The sequence below is a fragment of the Halomonas chromatireducens genome (genome assembly GCF_001545155.1).
Taxonomy (GTDB): domain Bacteria; phylum Pseudomonadota; class Gammaproteobacteria; order Pseudomonadales; family Halomonadaceae; genus Halomonas; species Halomonas chromatireducens.
Genome location: NZ_CP014226.1, coordinates 585,998 through 607,790 on the forward strand (window position 1 = coordinate 585,998; position 21,793 = coordinate 607,790).

The 21,793-nt window shown below is 63.7% G+C and carries 17 protein-coding genes and 1 pseudogene; 6 read left to right on the forward strand and 12 right to left on the reverse strand.

The window, feature by feature from the left end; all coding sequences use genetic code 11:
- Window positions 1-62: 62 nt before the first annotated feature.
- Entirely contained in the window at window positions 63-728 is a 666-nt protein-coding gene (locus tag LOKO_RS02805) for a fumarylacetoacetate hydrolase family protein (protein ID WP_066444767.1), read from the forward strand.
- A 104-nt stretch (window positions 729-832) separates the two neighbouring features.
- On the opposite strand, the gene speA is transcribed toward LOKO_RS02805, so the two are convergent.
- From speA to LOKO_RS02820, 3 genes are all read right to left on the reverse strand, one after another.
- Window positions 833-2,755, reverse strand: coding sequence for a biosynthetic arginine decarboxylase (gene speA / locus LOKO_RS02810; RefSeq protein WP_235588928.1), 1,923 nt, complete (start codon window positions 2,753-2,755; stop codon window positions 833-835).
- A complete protein-coding gene (locus LOKO_RS02815; protein ID WP_066444770.1) occupies window positions 2,752-3,714 on the reverse strand; it encodes a homoserine kinase in 963 nt (320 codons plus the stop codon). The genes speA and LOKO_RS02815 overlap by 4 nt, the downstream gene beginning before the upstream one ends.
- Window positions 3,715-3,824: 110 nt before the next feature.
- On the reverse strand, window positions 3,825-4,121 hold the full coding sequence (locus tag LOKO_RS02820; RefSeq protein WP_066444773.1) for a DUF2782 domain-containing protein: 297 nt from the start codon (window positions 4,119-4,121) through the stop codon (window positions 3,825-3,827).
- 169 nt (window positions 4,122-4,290) lie between these two features.
- Here LOKO_RS02820 and polA point away from each other — a divergent pair, with 169 nt between their 5' ends.
- Complete coding sequence (gene polA / locus LOKO_RS02825; protein ID WP_066444775.1) at window positions 4,291-7,089, forward strand: DNA polymerase I; 2,799 nt, start codon at window positions 4,291-4,293, stop codon at window positions 7,087-7,089.
- Between the two features lie 204 nt (window positions 7,090-7,293).
- Here polA and LOKO_RS02830 read toward each other — a convergent pair whose 3' ends face one another.
- From LOKO_RS02830 to typA, 3 genes are all read right to left on the reverse strand, one after another.
- A complete protein-coding gene (locus tag LOKO_RS02830) occupies window positions 7,294-8,367 on the reverse strand; it encodes an ABC transporter ATP-binding protein (protein ID WP_201025350.1) in 1,074 nt (357 codons plus the stop codon).
- Window positions 8,364-9,902 carry an ABC transporter permease gene (locus LOKO_RS02835; RefSeq protein ID WP_201025351.1) on the reverse strand — a complete coding sequence of 513 codons (1,539 nt, stop codon included), beginning with the start codon at window positions 9,900-9,902 and terminating at the stop codon, window positions 8,364-8,366. The genes LOKO_RS02830 and LOKO_RS02835 overlap by 4 nt, the downstream gene beginning before the upstream one ends.
- 380 nt (window positions 9,903-10,282) lie before the next feature.
- Complete coding sequence (typA, locus tag LOKO_RS02840) at window positions 10,283-12,130, reverse strand: translational GTPase TypA (RefSeq protein ID WP_066444779.1); 1,848 nt, start codon at window positions 12,128-12,130, stop codon at window positions 10,283-10,285.
- Between the two features lie 366 nt (window positions 12,131-12,496).
- Between typA and LOKO_RS02845 the strand changes: the two genes are divergently transcribed.
- Window positions 12,497-13,036: a glycosyltransferase family protein gene (locus tag LOKO_RS02845; protein WP_066444782.1), complete on the forward strand. Its 540-nt coding sequence runs from the start codon at window positions 12,497-12,499 to the stop codon at window positions 13,034-13,036.
- Between the two features lie 69 nt (window positions 13,037-13,105).
- On the opposite strand, the gene LOKO_RS02850 is transcribed toward LOKO_RS02845, so the two are convergent.
- From LOKO_RS02850 to LOKO_RS02865, 4 genes are all read right to left on the reverse strand, one after another.
- Window positions 13,106-14,077 (reverse strand): tripartite tricarboxylate transporter substrate binding protein, encoded by a 972-nt coding sequence (locus LOKO_RS02850; protein WP_066444784.1) that lies wholly within the window; start codon window positions 14,075-14,077, stop codon window positions 13,106-13,108.
- A gap of 157 nt (window positions 14,078-14,234) precedes the next feature.
- Entirely contained in the window at window positions 14,235-15,206 is a 972-nt protein-coding gene (locus LOKO_RS02855) for a Bug family tripartite tricarboxylate transporter substrate binding protein (RefSeq protein ID WP_066444787.1), read from the reverse strand.
- 103 nt (window positions 15,207-15,309) lie between these two features.
- Window positions 15,310-15,672 carry a tripartite tricarboxylate transporter permease gene (locus LOKO_RS19125; RefSeq protein WP_066444790.1) on the reverse strand — a complete coding sequence of 121 codons (363 nt, stop codon included), beginning with the start codon at window positions 15,670-15,672 and terminating at the stop codon, window positions 15,310-15,312.
- A 102-nt stretch (window positions 15,673-15,774) separates the two neighbouring features.
- On the reverse strand, window positions 15,775-16,665 hold the full coding sequence (locus tag LOKO_RS02865) for a LysR family transcriptional regulator (RefSeq protein ID WP_066444793.1): 891 nt from the start codon (window positions 16,663-16,665) through the stop codon (window positions 15,775-15,777).
- A gap of 150 nt (window positions 16,666-16,815) precedes the next feature.
- Here LOKO_RS02865 and LOKO_RS02870 point away from each other — a divergent pair, with 150 nt between their 5' ends.
- Window positions 16,816-18,021, forward strand: a complete 1,206-nt coding sequence (locus LOKO_RS02870) for a CaiB/BaiF CoA transferase family protein (protein ID WP_066444796.1) — start codon at window positions 16,816-16,818, stop codon at window positions 18,019-18,021.
- A 19-nt stretch (window positions 18,022-18,040) separates the two neighbouring features.
- Entirely contained in the window at window positions 18,041-18,976 is a 936-nt protein-coding gene (locus LOKO_RS02875; RefSeq protein WP_066444799.1) for a hydroxymethylglutaryl-CoA lyase, read from the forward strand.
- A 15-nt stretch (window positions 18,977-18,991) separates the two neighbouring features.
- Here LOKO_RS02875 and LOKO_RS02880 read toward each other — a convergent pair whose 3' ends face one another.
- On the reverse strand, window positions 18,992-19,675 hold the full coding sequence (locus tag LOKO_RS02880) for a GntR family transcriptional regulator (RefSeq protein ID WP_066444801.1): 684 nt from the start codon (window positions 19,673-19,675) through the stop codon (window positions 18,992-18,994).
- A gap of 197 nt (window positions 19,676-19,872) precedes the next feature.
- Between LOKO_RS02880 and LOKO_RS02885 the strand changes: the two are divergent.
- Window positions 19,873-21,003: pseudogene (locus LOKO_RS02885) on the forward strand (ABC transporter substrate-binding protein); the annotation flags it as partial.
- Window positions 21,004-21,164: 161 nt separating this feature from the next.
- Here LOKO_RS02885 and LOKO_RS02890 read toward each other — a convergent pair.
- Complete coding sequence (locus tag LOKO_RS02890) at window positions 21,165-21,767, reverse strand: LysE family translocator (protein ID WP_066444804.1); 603 nt, start codon at window positions 21,765-21,767, stop codon at window positions 21,165-21,167.
- Window positions 21,768-21,793 lie beyond the last annotated feature (26 nt).

Below are 21,793 nucleotides of genomic sequence, written 5' to 3' on the forward strand. Positions count from 1 at the left end.
GGGGTAGACTGTCTAGCTTGTTATTGAAGAGCGGCACGCATTTGAGAAGGAGAAGACCCGCCATGCGCTTTGTCCCACGTTTTACCGATGGTCAGGAGTTTCCCCATCCGCTCGGAAAGGTCGTGTGTATTGGTCGCAACTATGCCGACCACGCCAGGGAGCTGGATAACCCGGTACCCAGCGAGCCGCTGCTGTTCATAAAGCCAGCCCCCAGTGTGGTCAACCTGGACGAGCCGCTCGATCCTCCTTTTTCCCGCGGGGATGTACATTACGAGATCGAGCTGGCGCTGCTTATCGGCGAGGAGCTATCCCATGCCACGTCGGACGAGGCAGAGCGCGCCATCGTCGGTATCGGCCTTGGCCTGGACTTGACGCTGCGCGACGTACAAACGCGCCTCAAGGAGAAGGGTCACCCCTGGGAAGTGGCCAAGTGCTTCGACGGTGCCTGCCCGCTCAGCGACTTCCTGCCGCTCAGCCGCGTGCCGAACTGGAATGCGCTCTCCTTCGAGCTGGAGATCGATGGTGAGCTGCGACAGCATGGCGAAGGTTCGGACATGCTGTTCCCGGTCCCGACACTGGTAGCGGAGATGAGCCGACATTTCACCCTGCAGCCGGGTGATGTGATCCTCACCGGTACGCCCGAAGGAGTGGGTGAGTTACCCCGTGGCGCCAGGCTTCGCATGACTCTGACCGGGGGCCTGGAAGCGACGGTCAAGGTAGCGGAGTGAACCAGGCAGCCTGAGGCGAGACCATAGCCTCACGACAAGACGCCCCCGCGCTGGTATGACGCGGGGGCGTCTTGTCGTCTATCGCTTGAGTGTGTCGGCCTCACTTACTCGAGGTAGGTATACCCTTGCAGCCCGGCGGAGAGATCGTCGAGGAACTGTGCCTGCTCCTCCTGCGGCAGGCCGCTCTCGGCCAGCTGGCCGGCCAGCCGCTCACGCAGCACCTCGGCATCGAAATTGACGTAGGCGAGGACGTCGGCCACACGGTCCCCCTGCTGGGCATGGGACAACACCCAGCGCCCATCGTCGCCCAGGGCGGCGTCCACCGAGTCGGTATCGCCGAACAGGTTGTGCAGGTCGCCGAGGATCTCCTGATAGGCGCCGACCAGGAAGAAGCCCAGCAGTCGCTCCTCGCCCTCGCGCCACTCCGGTAGTGGCAGGGTGGTTTCCACGCCCTGGCCATCCACGTAGCCGTCGATGCGGCCGTCGCTATCACAGGTGATGTCCTGGATCACTCCGCGGCGGGTCGGCTCGCGGTCGAGTCCGGTCAGCGGCAACACCGGGAAGATCTGGTCGATACCCCAGACGTCGGGCACAGACTGGAACAGCGAGAAGTTGACGAACAGCTTGTCGGCGAGCTTTTCGGCCAGTTCGTCGATGATCTCCCGATGGGCCCGGTTGCGGCTGTCCAGCCGTGAGCGCAGGCGGGCGCAGGCGGCGAAATAGACCCCTTCGCCTTCGGCGCGCACGGTGATGTCGGCAAGCCCCATGATGAAGCGGGCATGCAGTTCGCTCATGGCCTGCAGCAGGTCGTGCCATGCTTCCACCAGCCCACGAGGCTCCATGTGATCAAAGAGCAGGTCGTGGACCCGCCACAGCTCCTCGAGCTGGGGGTCATCCTCGGCCCGGCGCTCGGGAGCCTGGTCGTTGACCCGCTCCTCACCGATCACGTTGGTGATTAGCACGGCGTGGTGCGCGGTGAGCGCCCGGCCGGACTCGCTGATCAGGTGGGGCTGGGGTATCTCTGCCTCGCTGCAGGCCTGGGCGAAGGCGCTGACCACGTTGCGGGCATATTCACGCATGGAGTAGTTGATCGAGCAGAAGCTGCGCGAGCGGGTGCCTTCGTAGTCGATGCCGAGCCCGCCACCCACGTCGACGGTATCGATGGGGACGCCGAGTGCCAGCAGGCTCTGGTAGAAGCGTGCGCACTCCCGCAGGCCGAACTGGATGTCGCGGATATTGGCGATCTGCGAGCCCAGGTGGAAATGCACCAGCTGCAGGCAGCCGAGGGAGTCGGTCTTGCGCAGGCTTTCCACTACGGCCAGCATCTGGCCGGCGGTGAGGCCGAATTTGGATTTCTCGCCACCGGTATCCTGCCACTTGCCCATCCCCACCGAGGCCAGGCGGGCCCGCAGGCCGATACGAGGGGTCACTTCGAGCCGTTCAGCCTCTTCCATGATCAACGGCAGCTCGGAAAACTTCTCTACCACTAGATACACCCGGTGACCGAGTTTTTCTCCCATCAGTGCCAGGCGGATGTACTCGCGGTCCTTGTAACCGTTGCAGACGATCAAGGAGGGGCCGTCGCCGGAGAGTGCCAGCACCGCCAGCAGCTCCGGCTTGCTGCCGGCCTCGAGGCCGACTCGCCCGTGACCGCGCTCGCGGGTGGCGAGAATCTCCTCGACCACCCGGCGCTGCTGATTGACCTTGATGGGATAGACCGCGGTATAGCCGCCGGTGTACTCCTCCTCGGTCATGGCCAGGTCGAAGGCATCGCAGAGCTGCTCGACCCGGTCGTGGAGGATATCGCTGAAGCGCACCAGCACCGGCAGGCGCAGGCCGGCTTCACGCAACTCGTCCACTAGCGGTGCGAGTGGCAGCGCCGGGCCGTCGGCTTCGCTGCCGAGCGGTCGTACCAGCGCGTGGCCGGCATCGTCCACATCGAAATAGCCGCTGCCCCACTGGTCGATGTTCCAGGTGCGTCGGGCGCGCTGGGCGGGGCCGGAGGCTGCTCCCATCGATAGAGTCATGCGTTGCTCGCTTCGGGCAGGGGCAGGGCGCCATGGGTAAGGCGTGCCGTGAGAATGGTATGGAACTGTGTCGGATCGTGGGGCGTCAGGTCATGGGCCGGCGGGTACACATAGACCACCAGCAGGCGGGAAAGCCAGTAGCGCAGGGCGGTCATGCGCAGCATCGTTGGCCACACTTCGCGCTCGGGGCCGGTGAGCGGTCGCCGATTCTGGTAGGCGCGCAGGATCACGTCGTGGCGCTCGGCGTCCAGCCGCCCGTCGGCGTCGGAGGCCCAGTCGTTGATGACGATGGCCAGGTCGAAGAGCAGGTCCCCGGTGCAGCCATTGTAGAAGTCGATGATGCCGCCGAGGCGATCACCCTCGAACAGGGTATTGTCACGAAAGAGGTCGCCGTGCAGCGCCCCCTGGGGTAGCGGTGGCGCATCACCGAAGACCCCCTGGTAGATCTCCACCTCGTCCTTCATCAGCGCCTGGTCCTCCGGCGACAGGTAGACCAGCACCCGGTGATGCATGGCCATCAGCCAGTTCAGGTCGCGAGGGTTGGGGCGGTGGCCGGGAAAGTGCTGCGAGACCACGTGCATGCGACCCAGGGTATCGCCGAGGACACGACACTGTTCCAGGCTGGGTGACAGGGGATGGCGGCCCGGCAACCGCGGGAAGAGCAGCGATGGCTTCCCCGACAGGCTGTGCAGGGCGACACCCTCACGATCGTGAACGGGACCCGGCACCGGCAGGCGATGCTCGTCCCGATAGTCGAGCAGCTCGACGAAGAACGGCAGCTCCTCATGTTCGCCCTGCTCGAAGAGGGTCAGAACCAGCTCACGACGATCGGTGGTGACGAAGAAGGGGGAGTTTTCGGTGCCACCGGCCACGCCCTCCAGTGTCGCCAGCGAACCGACGTCGAAATGGCTGAGGAATTCTGCGACCTGAGCGTCGCTTAGTGGTGTGAATACGGCCATGTCTCTCTCGCCCGGGTTGCCAAGCCGCCTATTGTAGCGACTTGGCACTTCGATGCACGTCCGAGGAGGATGGTTCGACATCCGGGCATCGTCAAAGCACGGATCGGGCGCTACCAGTTGATCAGCACCCACTGGGGCACGGCTATGCGGTCGCCTTCCTGGCGTTCGAAGTTGCCGTCGCCGTCATGGTCCACCAGGTAGTAACTGGGACCCTGGGCTGGACGGATCTCGATGGCGTAAAGCTGGCCGTTCACCCGGTACTCGCGAATGGTGCGATCCTCTTCCTGGCGGATGGTGATATCGGGTTCCACATCGGCGGAGGATTGCGCCAGGGCCGGGGTGGCAAGGGTCAGGCCAAGCCCAAGGGAGAGCAGTGCGACAGCCAGGATATGACGCTTTGTGTTCATCTCGACCTCCAAAGCCGGCTTGCGACAATCGCTTTCACCGCGCGGGTATAGATGCAGTGTACGACGTTGGACAACACGAACCCAATGTCGGCGGCAAAACCGTTGCGCAATGCGTATCATGGCTGACCAGGATCACGTTTTCTTGCACAGACTCAACGGATGCCGATACATGGCCGACACGGCCATCGTTCTCGTCGACGGTTCCTCCTATCTCTACCGAGCCTTCCACGCCCTGCCGCCCCTGACCACGTCCAAGGGGCAGCCCACCGGCGCCGTGAAAGGCGTGCTCAACATGCTCAAGAGACTGATCAAGGATTATCCCGACAGCCCCATGGCGGTGGTCTTCGATGCCAAGGGCAAGACCTTTCGCGATGAGCTTTTCGATCAGTACAAGGCCCATCGCCCGCCCATGCCCGATGACCTGCGCTCCCAGGTGGAACCGCTGCATGCCTGCGTTCGAGCGCTGGGACTGCCGCTGCTGTGTGTCGAGGGGGTAGAGGCCGACGATGTCATCGGCACCCTGGCACGCCATGCCACGGAGGCGGGCCGTGACGCGGTGATCTCCACCGGCGACAAGGACATGGCCCAACTGGTCAATGAGCACATTACGCTGGTCAACACCATGAAGGACGAGACCCTCGACGTGGAGGGGGTCAAGGCCAAGTTCGGCCTGCCGCCGGAGCTGATCATCGACTACCTGGCGCTGATGGGCGACAAGGTCGACAACATTCCCGGCGTGCCTGGGGTCGGCGGCAAGACGGCCCTGGGACTGCTGCAGGGCATGGGCGGCGGCCTGGATGCCATCTATGCCGACCTGGAAAAGGTCAAGACGCTCGATTTTCGGGGGGCCAAGACGCTGCCCAAGAAGCTCGAGGAGCACCGCGAGATGGCGTATCTCTCGTACCAGTTGGCCACCATCAAGACCGACTGCGAGCTGCCGGTGGGCCTCGACGACCTGGATATCGCCCATCCTGATCGCGACGCGCTAAAGCACTGGTACACCGAACTGGAGTTCAAGGCCTGGCTGTCGGAACTGCTGGAAGGCAAGGACGAAGGCGTCGACGACGTGGGCCGTGGCGCCGCGGTCGCAGGTACAGGCGCGGCGGGCAACCTCGATCCGGAGGCACCGCCGGCCAGCGTGGCGGCGTGCAAGAACCACCTGATCCTGACTCGGGAAGAGCTGGACGACTGGCTCTCGCGACTTGGAGCGGCCGAGGCGTTCTGCTTCGACCTGGAGACCAACAGCCTCAACTACATGGTCGCCGAGATCGTTGGCATCGGACTGGCGCTGGAGCCGGGGGAGGCGGCCTACATCCCCGTGGCCCACGACTACATCGATGTGCCCGACCAGCTCGATCGCGAGGAGGTGCTGGCGAGGCTCAAGCCGCTGTGGGAGGACGCCAAGCGGGGCAAGATCGGCCAGAACCTCAAGTACGACATTTCGGTGCTGGCCAACTACGATATCACCGTGCGCGGGCCGCTCACAGATACCATGCTCGAGTCCTACGTCCTCAATTCCACGGCGACCCGCCACGACATGGACTCGCTGGCGCTGAAGTATCTCGGCCAGAAGACCGTCAGCTTCGAGGAGATCGCCGGCAAGGGAGCCAAACAGCTCACCTTCAACCAGATCGACTTCGAGCAGGCCGTACCCTATGCCTGCGAGGATGCCGACGTGACGCTGCGGCTGCACTGCGAGCTGCGCCCACGGATCGAAGCCGAGGGGCGCCTGGCCGATGTGCTGGATACCATCGAACGGCCACTGATCCCGGTGTTGTCGCGCATGGAGCGCACCGGCGTGGCCCTGGATGCCGATCGGCTCCACCGCCAGAGCCAGGAGCTGGCCGAGCGCATCCGTGAGCTGGAGATTCGTGCCTTCGAGCTGGCCGGTCGCGAGTTCAACCTCGGCTCGCCCAAGCAGCTCGGGGAGATACTGTTCGAGGAGCAGAAGATTCCGGTGATCAAGAAGACGCCCAAGGGAGCGCCTTCCACCGCCGAGGCCGTGCTCGAGGAGCTGGCGCTGGACTATCCGCTGCCCAAGGTGATCATGGAGCACCGGGGGCTCTCCAAGCTCAAGTCCACCTACACGGATAAGCTGCCCCGGCTGGTCAACAAGGCAACGGGGCGACTGCATACCAGCTATCACCAGGCGGTCACCGCCACCGGGCGACTCTCGTCCAGCGACCCCAACCTGCAGAACATTCCGATACGAACCGAAGAAGGACGAAAGATCCGCCAGGCCTTCATCGCCCGGCCGGGCTACTGCATCGTCGCCGCCGACTATTCGCAGATCGAACTGCGCATCATGGCCCACCTTTCCGAGGACAAGGGACTGCTCACCGCCTTCGCCGAAGGGCGTGACATCCATACCGCCACCGCCTCCGAGGTCTTCGGCGTGCCCATCGACAAGGTCTCCGGCGACCAGCGGCGCAGCGCCAAGGCGATCAACTTCGGCCTGATCTACGGCATGAGCGCCTGGGGGCTCTCCAGGCAGCTGCATATCGAGCGCAGTCAGGCGCAGACCTATATCGATCGCTATTTCGACCGCTATCCCGGCGTGGCGCGCTACATGGATCGCATTCGTGCCCAGGCGGCGGAAGATGGCTACGTGGAGACGGTCTTCGGGCGACGGCTCTATCTGCCGGAGATCCGTGCCCAGAACCATGCCCGGCGCCAGGCCGCCGAGCGTACCGCGATCAACGCCCCCATGCAGGGCACCGCGGCGGATATCATCAAGCGCGCCATGATCGAGGTCGACACCTGGCTGCATGAGCAAGCGGGCAAGGCGGCCGACTTCGACGCCGTGATGGTGATGCAGGTCCACGACGAGTTGGTCTTCGAAGTGGTCGAGGCCGAGGTGGCCGACTTCATTGTGCAGGTGAAGGAGAAGATGCAGGCCGCCGCCGAGCTCAGCGTGCCGCTGATCGTCGAAGCGGAGAGTGGGGTGGACTGGGACGAGGCTCACTAGCGTGAGTTCGGAGCCAGTAGTCTAGCGGGCGCCACCTACGCAAGCGGCGCCGGGGACGGGTCGGAGCGGAGGTCATTCTTCAGGGATGAAGAATGTAGCGCCCAGGGAGGGGTTCACAGCGCCTCCGCGAAGGCCGGGCCCCGGGAAAGCCGCGATGTTAGGCCCTCGCCGTCCCACCCCTGAGCAACTGGCGTTTGGCCCCGCTCAGTCCCTGAGCACCGTGGCGGTGCGCTGGGGCTCGAGCCGTACCTGCTCGCCGATCTTCCACAGAGTGTGGCTGGGGGTGATGGCGCAGAATCGCTGGCCGTGGTGCTCGAGCAGGTAGTAGCAGTCGTGCCCGCGGAACTCGCGCTCGACGATGGTGGCGCCATGGTCGTCGGGTGCGGCTGACAGCGACAGGTGCTCCGGGCGCAGCGAAAGGCGTACCGGGCCCTGATGGTGGTGGTTGATCGCCACGGGGCCGAGGGCAGTCTGGGCGATCTCGCCGTCGGCCTCACCCTCGAGCAGGTTGGTATGGCCAAGGAATTCGGCGACGAAGGAGGTGGCGGGCGTCTGGTAGATGCACTCCGGACGGTCCATTTGCAGCAGCCGGCCCGAATGCATGACCCCTACCTGATCGGCGAAGGAGAGCGCCTCGGCCTGATCATGGGTAACGAGGATGACAGAAGTGCCGGCGGCCTTGAACAGGCGACGCACTTCCTTGCGGGTCGACTCCCGCAGGGCGGCATCGAGGTTGGAGAAGGGCTCGTCCAGCAGCACCAGCTCCGGTTCTGCGGCCAGCGTTCTGGCCAGGGCTACACGCTGCTGCTGGCCCCCCGAGAGCTCGTCGGGCATACGGGCGGAGAGGTCGGCCAGGCCCACCAGGTCGAGCCATTCCCGCGCCTTGGCGGGGCGTTTCGCCTTGGCGATATGGCGCATGGCGAAGGCGACGTTCTCACCCAGGCTCATGTGCGGGAAGAGCGCATAGTCCTGGAAGACGATACCGATACGGCGCTGCTGGGGCGGTAGTTGGGTCACTCGCTTGCCATGCAGCAGGATCTCCCCGCCATCCGGCGTCTCGAAGCCGGCGATCATGCGCAGTGTGGTGGTCTTGCCACAGCCGCTGGGACCCAGCAGAGCAAGGATTTCGCCATTGCCCAGCGTGAAGTTCACGTCCTCTACTGCCAGTGGGTCACCATCACGGTAGCGCTTGTTGAGCCGCTCCACCGAGAGCAGCGGGTCGATCAGCCGGACAGGGCTACCCTGTGGGTCGGCGCTTAGATTGAGGTTCGTCATCATTTGCCCTCCTTGGTGAGCAGAAGGCCCACGGACAGGCTCGAGAACACCACGATGGCGGCGGCGAAGGGCGCCGCTTCGGCCAACATGCCTTCCGAGGTACGGGTGAATACGGTGACCGCCAGCGTGGTATAGCCGGTGGGGGCCAGCATGAAGGTGATCGGCAGCTCCTTCATGCAGAGTACGAAGACCAGTACGACGCCGGCCAGGATGCCGCGCCGCAGGCGTGGGAAGATCACATGGATGAAGGTGCTCGCTGGGCCATGGCCCAGCGAGTGGGAAGCCTGCTCCATGCTGGGCCGGGTCTGTAGCAGCGAGTTGCGGATCGGCCCCAGCGCCAGCGCCAGGGATGCCATGGCCCAGGTAATGATCAGCAGTGCCAGGGTCTGGTAGAGAAACGGTGCAGTACGCAGCGAAAAGAACACCATGGCCAGGCCCAGCGCCAGTGGCGGCAGGGCATAGCCGATATAGGCCGAGCGCTCGATCAGCGTCGAGAAGGGAGAGCGGTAGCGTACCGTAAGGAAGGCCAGGGGCAGGGCGAAAGCGGCCGCCAGCAGTGCGGCTGGCAGTGCGGCGCCCGCAGAGCGCAGGAAGGTCCCCGGCACCCGGGCGAAGAAGCTCATGTCGGGGGGCGCGAGCAGCAGCCAGTAGCCGAGAATCATCACCGGCAGGCCGATGGAGATACCGAACAGCACGATCAGGTAGGGCCAGGCCAGCCAGCGGGTCCTGCCCAGGGGGGTAGGGCGCAGCGGCCGCGCCACGCCGGTACCGACACGGGCCAGCTTACGCTTGAGCACCAGGCTGTCGAGCATCACGAAGCTGGCTGCTACTGCCAGCAGCATGATGGCGAGCCAGGCGGCATAGATGCGATCGAAGGCGCCGGAGTACTGGGTATAGATGGCGTAGCTGAAGGCTTCGTATCGCATCAGCGCAACGGCACCGAAGTCGCCCAGCACGTAGAGGGTGATCACCAGCCAGCCGGCCATCAACGACGGCATCAGGTGAGGCAGCGTCACCTTGCGCAGAATCTCGCCCTGGGTGTAACCCAGGCTGCGTGCGCTCTCTTCCAGGTTGCCGTCCAGGCCGGAAAGGGCCGTGCGCAGGTTGAGGAAGAGATAGGGAAAAGTGTAGAGCGACAGCGCCAGGGTGGCGCCGAGGTAGCCTTGAATGCGTGGCAGCTGAATACCGGTGAGCTGGGCCAGCACCCCGTAGTTGCCACCCAGGCCGATCAGCGCATAGGCCATTACGTAGCCCGGCACGGCCAGCGGGATGACGCCCATGATAGTCAGGGCTCGCTTGAAGCGAATATCGGTGCGTGTGACCAGCCAGGCCAGCGGGAAAGCCATGACGGTGGTCAAGACCACCACGCCTGCGGCCAGGGCCAGAGTGTTGATCAGCAATTGGAGGTTGCGGGGACGCAAGACCAGATCGACAAGCGTGGCGCTGTCAGCTTCGAAGGCCCGCAGGCCCAGATAGAGCAGCGGCACCAGCATGGCAGCAGCAACGACCAGCGACGGCAGCAGGATGTGCAGCGGCACATTCCGGGGCAGCAGGCGCGGCAGGNACAGAGCGCTTCTTCAGGAGCTTGAAGTCGGAGTGGATGCCAGAGATTGGCTATCCCGATGCTGCCATGGCGAAGCAGTCGGTCACTGATTATATGCTCGGTTACTACAGTAGCCTAAGGCCGCACAGGCATAACGATGGACTGCCGCCGAATGTGGCAGAAAAGAACTATTGGAATGCTCAAAACTCAGTGGCCAAAAATACTTGACCACTACACTCTGCATCTCACAAGCGGGCTCTGGGATCGGTAAGCGCCGGGGACCGACCACAAAAAACCGGTGCCAGACTCTGGCACCGGTTTTCGGATCGTCCCGCCATGACGCTGATGGCAGCGTCATGACAGGTTGGGATCGGCTTACTTCTTGGCGCGCTTGCGCTCGTTTTCCTTGAGGAATTTCTTGCGCAGGCGGATATGGTTGGGCGTGATCTCGACCAGCTCATCGGAGTCGAGGAACTCGATGGCCTGCTCCAGCGAGAATTTCACCGGCGGGGTCAGGACGATGTTCTCGTCGTTGCCCGTGGAGCGCATGTTGTCCAGCTTCTTTCCCTTGGTGGGGTTGACCACCATGTCGCTGGCGCGGTTGTTGATGCCCACCAGCATGCCCTCGTAGACCTCGGTGGCGTGGTCGATGATCAGCTTGCCGCGCTCCTGCAAGGCATAGAGGGCATAAGCCAGGGCCTTGCCGTCGACCATGGAGACCAGCACGCCGTTGCGCCGCTCGATGGAGGCGTCGGGCTTCAGCGGGCCGTAGTGGTCGAAGCGGCTGGTGAGGATGCCGGTGCCCGAGGTCAGGGTCAGGAACTGGCCGCGAAAGCCGATCAGCCCACGGGCCGGGATCATGAAGTCCAGGCGAACACGGCCCTTGCCGTCGGGGTTCATGTTGGTCAGCTCGCCCTTGCGGTAGCCGAGCTCCTCCATGATGGCGCCCTGATGCTGCTCTTCGCAGTCGATGATCACTTCTTCGTACGGCTCCTGCTTGACGCCGTCGATCTCCTTGATGATCACCTCGGGGCGGCCCACCGCCAGCTCGAAGCCTTCGCGGCGCATGGTCTCGATCAGCACCGAGAGGTGCAGCTCGCCGCGGCCGGACACCTTGAACTTCTCCGGGGTCTCGCCCGGCTCGACGCGTAGCGCCACGTTGTGGATCAGCTCCTGCTCGAGACGCTCCTTGATGTTGCGGCTGGTGACGTACTTGCCGTCGCGGCCGGCGAAGGGCGAATCGTTGACCTGGAAGGTCATGGAGACCGTGGGCTCGTCCACCGACAGCGGCGGCAGGGCCTCGACGGCGGCCGGATCGCACAGGGTGTCGGAGATCGACAGGTTGTCGATACCGGTGATGCAGACGATATCGCCGGCATCGGCCTGCTCGGTCTGCACGCGCTCCAGGCCCATGTGGGTCATCACCTGGCCGATCTTGCCCTTGCGGGTGGTGCCGTCGGTGCTGATCACGGTGATCTGCTGGTTGGGACGCACGCTGCCGCGCTTGATGCGGCCAAGGCCGATGACGCCGACATAGCTGTTGTAGTCGAGCGCCGAGATCTGCATCTGGAACGGTCCGTCGAGCTCGACCTTGGGCGGCTCGACGATGTCGACGATGGACTGAAGCATTGGCGTCATGTCGTCGGCCAGCTCTTCCGGATCCAGTCCGGCGATGCCGTTGAGCGCCGAGCAGTAGATGATCGGGAAGTCGAGCTGCTCATCGCTGGCGCCAAGGTTGTCGAACAGGTCAAAAATCTGGTCGATGACCCAGTCCGGGCGAGCGCCGGGGCGGTCGATCTTGTTGACCACCACGATCGGCCTCAGGCCCTGGGCGAAGGCCTTCTGGGTCACGAAGCGGGTCTGGGGCATGGGGCCGTCGACGGCGTCCACCAGCAGCAGCACCGAATCGACCATGGACATGACGCGCTCGACCTCGCCGCCGAAATCGGCGTGTCCCGGGGTGTCGACGATGTTGATGTGGTAGACCTGCTCGGCACCGGGGGCCTGCCAGCGAATCGCGGTGTTCTTGGCCAGGATGGTGATACCGCGTTCCTTTTCCTGGTCGTTGGAATCCATGATGCGCTCTTGCCCCTCGGCCTTGCGGTCCAGCGTGCCGGACTGGCTGAGGAGCTTGTCGACCAGGGTGGTCTTGCCATGGTCGACGTGGGCAATAATGGCGATATTGCGAAGGCTCTCGATCTGAGAGGGAACAGCTGTGCTCATAGGTTGTGGCTCGTCATCATCTACGCACCTATGTACACATAACAAGAAAGTACCCTAGGCGCGGGGGTAGGGAGAGTGGAGGCGCATTGTACAGACTAGGACGGAAGGGGAATAGCAGAACCTCAGCCATCGTGCCGTTGTGGTAGAGACGCCTCGGCTTCCAGTTGGGGCTATGGCCGCCTTAGGACTGACGCCACGCTGCCCATCCTGCTGTTTCATGGCGGATTGAACTGGCAGGGAGGGGCGATGAAAACCAGTCTGGATACTTTTCGCTTCCTTTCTACACACAACGATACGTTATATGACATTTAACGCCCCCTATCCTGCAAGCCTGTCCCCTTCGCTTGCCGTACAGGAGTCGGCCGCATGTATGCGAGCAGTATTCTCTTCGATGCCCGCTCCTTCGGCGCCCAACTGCCACGACACCTCGGCGTGCTGAAGCGCGATCCACGATACGGTGAAGGCAAGCATGAGCTGCTGGTGGTCGACGATACCGGTGACCGGCGGTTGCCCGGGCTGGCCAGCCGCTTCGGCGTCACCCTGTTGCCCTGTCCACGCTGCCCGCTGGGTGAGCGGCTCAACGGTGCCGTGGCGGCCAGCCAGGGCGAACTTCTGCTCTTCCCCGGCGGGGCGTTGCATGGCTTCCCTGCATGGCTGGACAACCAGCTCAGCGACATTGGCCAGCAGGGGTGGGATGCCGCGCTCTTGGGGGTGCAGCACAGGAGCGTACTTTTACGCTTACTGAACTGGTTGTATCGAGCCTCGCCCACCGACACCATCTGTGTGACCCGCCCCTGGTTCGAGCGTATCGGAGGGTTCGATCCCGAGCTGGAGCACGATGCGATACCCGAGCTGATCGAGCGGCTGCGGGCCTGCCAGGCTCGCATATCGATCGAGGGTGCCTGAGGCCGGCCTGCGCATAGGACAGCGCCCGCCGAGAGGCGGGCGCTGAATCGGTGCATCTTGCGTATGGCGTTACTCGTCGTCGGGGACACCGCCCATGTCTTCCAGCAGTTGGCGATAGCTCTCCGACTGGGCATGCAGCATCTCCGTGGCCTCTTCTTCACCCATGAAGTGGACCGGCATCAGGATGCGCTCTTCGGTGATCTCGATGAAACGCTCGTCCTGGGTCGCCGCTTCAAGCGCCTCGGCAAGGCGTTCTACATGGGCGTCCGGGGTATTCTTCGGCACCACCACCACGCGGAAGTCGGAGGTATCCAGGTCGTAGCCGGCTTCCTGAATGGTCGGGGCGTCCGGGAAGGCGAACAGGCGTTCGGAGTCCATGCTCAGCAGCACCGGCATCTCGCCGCTGTCGGCGTAGCCGGAGTGGGTGCCGCCGCTGTAGCCGAAGTCGACATCACCCGACAGGATCAGCGGGGCCATGCCGGCGCCACCGGAGGTGGGAATGATGCGCAGGTCGATGCCTTCCTGCTCCATGATGTATTCGATGACCAGCCGATCCAAGGCGTGCTGGGTAGCATAGCTGGTGCCCGGATTCTCGCGGGCGTACTCGATCAGGTCTTCCCAGCTTTCGCCGAAGGGACGGTTTTCGCCGGTGACAATGGCGTGCTGCACGGTGGTGATGCTGGCGACATAGCGGAAGTCATCCAGCGTGAAATCGGTGTCGTGGGCATGCGGTGCAAAGGTGAGCGTACCGTTGGTCCCGGCGTAGACGAAGGTATGGCCCTCATCCTGGTTGTTCATCAGCCGGGTCAGCGAGACGGCGCCACCGGCGCCAGGCTGGTTGACAACGTTGACCGGCTGGCCGAGCTCCTCTTCCAGCACGTTGGCCAGCACGCGGGCCTGGATATCGGTGCTGCCGCCGGCACCGAAACCGACGACGAGGGTCAGCGGCTTGGTCGGAAATTCGTCGGCCTGTGCCAGGCCGATGGTGCCAAAGGCCATGCTGGCGGACAGAATGGCAGTGCTCAGAAGCTTCATTTTCATTGTTGGACCTCTTCATTTCTTGATGGCCTTGCGGATAGCAGGGCCAAAGTGGCGCGAGCGGTGGCCCGTTCAGGGCCGGTTTCAGCTCGCCGTTGCCGCCGCTCCCGGGTTGCCGGAGCGGCGGGCAGGTTTTGTGGACAGATTGGCGCCTGAGCGATTACTCCTCGTCTTCGGGCAGGCCGCCGAGTTCTTCCAGCAGGGCCTTGTAGCCCTCGACCTGATCGGCGAGAGTCTGGGTGACCTCATCCTCGGGAATGTAGGTCACCGGCATCAGGATGCGCTCCTCGGTGATCTCGATGAAGCGCTCGTCCTGGGTTGCCGCTTCCAGTGCCTCGGCGAGTCGCGCCACGTGGGCGTCCGGTACGTCCTTGGGCACCATCACCACGCGGATCTCGGCGGCGTTGATGTCGTAGCCGGCTTCCTGCAGGGTCGGGGCGTCGGGGAAAGCAACCAGGCGATCTTCGGCCAGGCTCAGCAGCACCGGCATCTCGCCGCTGTCGGCATAGCCGGAGTGGGTGCCCCCGCTGTAGCCGAAATCCACGTCGCCGGAGAGGATCAGCGGCGCCATGCCGGCCCCGCCGGCGGTGGGTACGATTCGCAGGTCGAGGCCTTCCTGACGGGCGATGTACTCGATGATCATGCGATCCAGTGCGGTCTGGGTGGCATAGCTGGTGCCCGGGTTCTCGCGGGCATATTCGATCAGGCCTTCCCAGGTATCGCCGAACTCACGGTCCTCACCGGTGACCATGGCCGACTGGCCCAGGGTCACGCCGGCCACGTAGCGGAAGTCATCCAACTGATAGGTGGTCTCGGTGGAGAGCGGGCCGAAGGTGATGGTCATGGAGGTGCCGAAGACGAAGGTGTAGCCCTCGTCGGTATTGTTGGCCAGGCGCGCCAGTGCCACGCCGCCACCGGCCCCCGGCTGGTTGACTACGTTGACCGGCTGGCCGAGTTCGTCTTCCAGCACGTTGGCCAGCACGCGGGCCTGGATATCGGTACTGCCACCAGCGCCGAAGCCGACGACAAGGGTCAACGGCTTGGTGGGAAACTCGTCGGCCTGGGCCGTGCCGGCCATGCCGAGCGCCATGGCGGAAGAGAGGATGGCGGTCGTGAGTAGCTTAATTTTCATGGTGTAACCCTCTTTATTGCTTCGTTGTTTTGCTTCGTGTCTTGCGTCGTTGTTTTGCTGCGTGTCTTGCTTCACTGCCTTGCGCGGTTGCAGTACGGCCGACTCAACTATCTGTCCTGGCCTTGTAGCGCGCCTTCATCCGACGGCGATAGCTGCTCCAGCCAAGGTGCAGCACCATCAGCACCGTGAAGACGATGAAGGCCAGGGCGATGGGCCGATCGAGCAAGATGCCGATCTCACCGCCCGAAAGGATCACCGACTGGCGCAGGTTCATCTCCAGCATGGGCGTGACGATGAAGGCCACCAGGAAGGTGACGAAGGAGTAATCGAACTTTTTCAGGAAGTAGCCGAAGATCGCGAAGACGAATACCGTAACCAGGCCGAAGGTGCCATAGCCCTGCACCTGGATGCCGGCCAGGCAGAGGAAGATCACCACCGCAATGACGTGGCCGAGCAGGCGCTGCATGTCGCCGAACTCCCCGCCCACGTCAACATCACGCGGCTCGAGGTCACCCCGCTGTGCCAGCAGTGGTCGCCCTTTACCATCGTGCGCGACAGCTGAGCCGGCTCAGGCCGGGGCCGTGAGATGATCCACCAGGTGTCGCGCGATAACCGGCAGGGCATCGTACTGCCGGACGCCGATCACCAGTTCACGCCTGGCCCATTCGTCGCTCAGGGGTATGCTTCTCAGCTGCAGATCCCCCAGCTCGCGATAGATCGTCCGCTCCGGCAGCACGCCGACCCCCATGCCATGATGGATCATGCGACAGATGGCATCGAAGCTGCGCACCTGGATGCGCATGCGCAGCGTCTTTCCCGCGCGGCCCGCCTGCTCATGCAGCAGGGACTGCAGCGAGGTGTCCTGTTGAAGGCCGATGAAATCGTGATCGGTGGCCTCGTGAAGATAGATGGACGACCGATCCGCCAGCGGATGATCGCGTGGCGTCATCAGCACCAGTCGATCACTGCGATAGGGCAGCAGTTGGAGGGTGTCGCAGGCAACATGCCCGGCGAAGATACCCACGTCGGTCAGGCCATCACGAACAGCAGCGATCACCTCCGAGCTGATACGCTCCTGGAGGTCGATCTTGATCTCGGGGTAGAGCCGGGAGAAGGCACTCAGGTCCTGGGGCAGAAAGGCAATGATGGCCGAGGTGTTGGAATGGATACGCACGTGCCCCCTCACGCCCTCGCCATATTCGCTCAGCTCCGCCCGAAGGCGTTCGATGTCTTCGAGGATCCGGCGGGCGTGATGCAGGAAGGCATGCCCTGCCGGGGTCAGCTCCACGCCTCGAGGCCGGCGATACAGCAGCGAGGTGCCGACCAGCGACTCGAGATCGCTGATGCGCTTGCTGACTGCCGCCAGCGCCATGTGCTCCCGCTCCGCCGCTGCGGTCAGCCGGCCTTCATCGGCAATCGACACGAAGAGCTTGAGCGTCATGAAATCAAAGCGTCGCACGGCTTGGTATCCTCCGGGCCGGTTACGGGGCAACCCGTAGATCTTACGCCATGTCTTCGCCATGGACGAACCCTGACTTCCCCTTTGCTGAATTGTTGCCACCCTTCCGGTCCCGCATCCTGAAGGGTATCTGTGCAAGGAGTGCTTACCATGTCGAACCCGCAAGACCGTCGCCTGCCGCTTGAGGGCTTGAAGGTTCTCGAACTCGGCCAGCTGATAGCCGGCCCCTTTGCCACCAAGCTGCTCGGCGAGTTCGGTGCCGACGTGATCAAGATCGAGCCGCCGGGAACCGGCGATCCACTTCGCAAATGGCGAATGATAGAGGATGACACCTCGCTCTGGTGGCACGTCCAGACACGCAACAAGCGCTCGCTCTCGCTGGACCTTCGCAGCCAGGAAGGACAGGCCCTGGTGCGCCGTCTCGCTGTCGAAGCCGACGTGCTGGTGGAGAACTTCCGCCCCGGGACCCTGGAGGGCTGGGGGCTAGGCTGGGAGGCGCTCTCGGCCATCAATCCGGCATTGATCATGGTCCGTGTCTCCGGCTATGGCCAGACCGGCCCCTACCGGGACAAGCCCGGCTTCGGCGTGATCGGCGAAGCCATGGGCGGGCTGCGCTACCTCACCGGCCACCCTGGCGAGCCCTCGGTTCGGGTGGGCGTCAGTATCGGCGACTCGCTCTCCGCCCTCTATGCCGTTATCGGCACCCTGCTTGCGCTACAGGAGCGCGCCCGCAGCGGGCAGGGCCAGGTCATCGACGTCGCGCTCTACGAATCGGTCTTCGCCATGATGGAGAGCTTGCTGCCGGAATATGACGCCAGCGGCGAGATCCGCGAGCCCAGCGGCAGCGCCCTGCCCGGCATCACCCCGTCAAACGCCTACCGCTGCCGAGGGGGCGACTATGTGCTCATCGCCGGCAACGGCGACAGCATCTTCAAGCGCCTGATGGGGGTGATCGGCCGCGACGACCTGGCCCAGGAGCCGGCTCTCGCCCATAACGACGGACGCAGCCGGCAGGCCGAACGCATCGACGGCGCCATCGAAGCCTGGACCCAGGCGCGCTCTCGCGACGAGATCATCGAAAAGCTCGAAGCCGCCCGAGTCCCCGTCGGCTACCCCTATACCGCCGCCGATATCGCCAGCGATCCTCACTACCTGGCCCGGGAGATGATCCAGACCTTCATCCGACCCAATGGCAAACCGCTCAAGGTTCCCGGTGTCCTCCCCAGGCTGAGCGCCACTCCCGGCAGGCTCGGAAACGGCGGCCCGTCGCTCGGGCAGCACACCGACGAGGTACTGGACGAGCTGGGTATCGATGACGAGACCCGGGTCAAGCTGCGCCAGGCAGGCATCATCTGAAGAATCCCAGGAGAGCCCCATGACACCCTTGCAGATCAACGAGGTGGCACCCCGCGACGGCCTGCAGATCGAAGCCGCCTTCGTCCCCACGGCAGACAAGATCCGCCTGATCGACGCCCTGTCGGCCACTGGCCTGGCACGAGTCGAGGCGACTTCGTTTACCTCGCCGAAAGCCATTCCCCAACTGCGGGACGCCGAAGAGGTCGTACGCGGCATCCGTCGCCGGGAAGCGGTGGGCATAACCGTGCTGGTCCCCAACCTGCGCGGCTGCGAGCGAGCCCTCTCCTGCGGCGTGGATGAGATCAACCTGGTGATGTCGTCGAGCGACTCCCACGGCCTGGCCAACCTTCGCATGACACCGGCCCAGTCGCTGGAGCGATTCGCCACTATTCTCGAAGTGACGACCGGAAGCGGCGTGTTCGTCAACGCTTCGCTCTCCACCGCCTTTGGCTGCCCTTTCGAAGGCGACGTACCACAGGCGCGGGTACTGGAACTGATTGGCGAACTGGTCGATATGGGCATCGACGGCATTACGATCTGCGACACCACCGGCATGGCCAATCCGGTGCAGGTCGACAGGCTGTGCGAAGACGTGCTGGCGCGCTGGCCGAACACGCCCTTCACCCTGCACTTCCACAATACCCGGGGCATGGGGCTGGCCAACGCCCTCTCCGCCTGGCAGGCGGGAGTCACCCGCTTCGATGCCTCGCTGGGCGGGCTGGGCGGCTGTCCCTACGCACCCGGTGCCACCGGCAACGTCTGCACCGAGGACCTGGTACACATGTTCGAGCAGATGGGGGTGGATACAGGCGTCGACCTGGATGCGCTGCTGGCCGTTTCGGCCACCCTTCCCGCACTGATCGGCCATGAGACCCCCGGGCAGGTGGTCAAGGCGGGCAAGGCGGATCGCCGCTATCCCATGCCCCGAATCACTAGGCCCATGCCGAACAACTAGTACCAAGCCGAAGCGTCAGGCGGTCTCTCCAATGCCCTGGACAACGTAATCCCGTGCCACGCCGATATGGTAGTCGATGGCCTCGCGACAGCGTTCGGGGTCGCCGCTGGCGAGGGCATCGAGCAGCAGCCAATGGCAGGTCGAGATACTGTCGGGGTCGGCATGGGTCTTGCCGATCAGTGCGATGCAGAGACGTAGCTCGTGGGTGATGTCATCGAACGCCTTGAGCAGGCGCCGATTGCCGGAAAAAGCGATCACCATGCGGTGGAAGACCAGGTCCTCCTCGATCTTGCGGCTCTCGCTGTCGCCGCTGGCGACCTCGCACATGACCTCCACCTGGCGTCGCAGCTTCTCTTCCTTGTCGACGTCGAAATTATCCACCAGGCGCGCCATGGCATGGCGCTCAAGGCACAGGCGGAGATCGAAGATGTCGTTGAGCTCGGCGGCGTCCAGCGCGCGGACGAAGAAGCCCCGCCGGGGCTGGGATACGAGCAGGCCACGGCTTTCCAGCAGGCGCGCCGCCTCGCGTACCGGGGCGCGGCTGACTCCGAGGTCGCGGGCCAGCTGGACCTCGGACAGGCGTTCGCCTGGCGCAAATTTCTGGCCGATGATCGCCTGGGTCAGGTAATCGGCGACTTGCTCCACCAGGTTGCGCTGCTGAATGAACGTGGAATCACCTATAGCGTTACTTGAAGACATGCTGACTAGTCTCATGGAAGAGATGTTGAGCCTAGAGTATGACCCAAGCACACTAGCTGTCGACCGTCGATTGCCGACTGTCGACAGTTTAAATTTCGACTGCTATGGTCAATAGGAATGCTCAAGAATGTCACCAATCTCTCGGCATCGTTAAACAAGACAGCAACGATAAAACAAAAAGGAAAGCCATAATGATGATGAAGACACCGTTGGCCATCGCCATCGCCGCCTTGGCCTTTACGTCCACAGCCGCCATCGCCGAGGAGCCCCGATCCGGCGGCACCATCAACACCATCATCCAACCCGAGCCCCCGGGCCTGGTACTTGGCATGGTACAGAACGCGCCGACCCGAGTCGTGGCAGGCAATATCTACGAGGGTCTGCTGCGCTACAGCACCGACCTCGAGCCAATGCCACAACTGGCCGAATCCTGGGACGTCAGCGATGACGGCCTGACCTGGACCTTCCATCTGCGCGAAGGCGTACTCTGGCACGATGGCGAACCCTTCACGTCCGCCGACGTGGTCTTCTCGGCCGACGTCTTTCACCGTGAGCTGAACCCCAGTGCCCGTGCCGTGCTGCAGCACGTCGAGAGCATTGAGGCGACCGACGACCATACCGTGGTCTTCACCCTGTCCGACCCCTTCGGTCCCTTCCTGCTCTCCTTCGAGGCCGGCACCTTCACCATGGTGCCCAAGCACCTCTATGAGGGCACCGACTTCCGCGACAACGAACACAACAACCACCCCATCGGCACCGGTGCGTTCAAGTTCAAGAACTGGGACCGTGGCACCGTCATCGAACTGGTTCGCAACGACGACTACTACGAGGACGACCTGCCTTACCTTGACGGCATCAACTGGCACATCATTCCCGATGGCGCCTCCCGTGCCGTGGCCTACGAGAACGGCACCGTCGATGTCCTGCCCAACGGCACGGTTGAGAACTTCGATATCCCGCGGTTGTCCGCCATGGACAACACCTGCATCACCGACGAGGGTCACGAGTACTTCAGTCCCTTCGCCATGCTGTGGATGAACAACCGCGAGGGTCCCACCGCCGACAAGCGGTTCCGCCAGGCGGTGATGTACGCCATGGACCGTGAATTCGCCCATGAAGTCCTCTGGAACGAGCTCGGTAACGTTCCGCTTTCCGCCTTCGGTTCCAATGCCCGTTTCCAGAACGACGAGCTCGAGCCCTACGACCATAATCCGGAGCGGGCCCGTGAGCTGCTCGAAGAGATGGGCTATGACGGCGAGGAGGTTCGCTTGCTGCCGCTGCCCTACGGCGAGACCTGGACCCGCTGGGCCGAGGCCGTGCAGCAGAATTGATGCGCTACGGCAGCCAGGAGGTAACCGATACCTTCCTCGACACCCGCTGTGCCAACCTAAGCAGCGCCTGGGGCTCGCACTTTGGCACACTAGCGATGAGTATCGACAAAGCCGCTGCATGGCGAATCGTGGAACGGGCTATCGTGGCGAGCTAAGGCTCATTTCAGGATGAAGTAGACGCAGGCCGCGGTAAGCCCGCCCATGACACCATTGAATATGCGCCACGCCCGCGGTGTTTGTAGCCAGCGGCCGATGGCAGTGCCGAACCCTGCCCACAGCGCAATGCAAGGCAGCGCCACCAGTTCGGCGAAGCCTGCAAGCATCAAGGCGTTCATGACCGTATCGCCGCCCTGGGGGAGGAAGCCCGCCATCAGCGCCAGCCCCATGACCCAGGCCTTGGGATTGGCGAACTGGAAGGCCGCTGCCTGCCAGAAGCTCAGCGGTCGCCCTTCGCCACGACGGCGCAGATCGGGCGGCGGTGCCGTGGCGATCTTCCAGGCGAGGTAGAGCAGGTAGCCGCTGCCCACGATACGCAGGGTGGTCTGGACCAGCGGGTAGCGCTCGAAGATCAGCCCCAGCCCCAGGGCGATACCGGCGAAAAGCAGGAAACAGCCCCCCAGAATACCGAAGATATGCGGCAGGGTGCGCATGAAGCCGTAGTTGGCCCCCGAGGCCGTCAGCATGACGTTGTTCGGCCCGGGGGTGATGGTCATGGAAATCATGTAGAGGGCCGCCGGCCCCAGTAACGCCAAAGCTTCCATTATTGTATCCCTACAATATTGCCTAT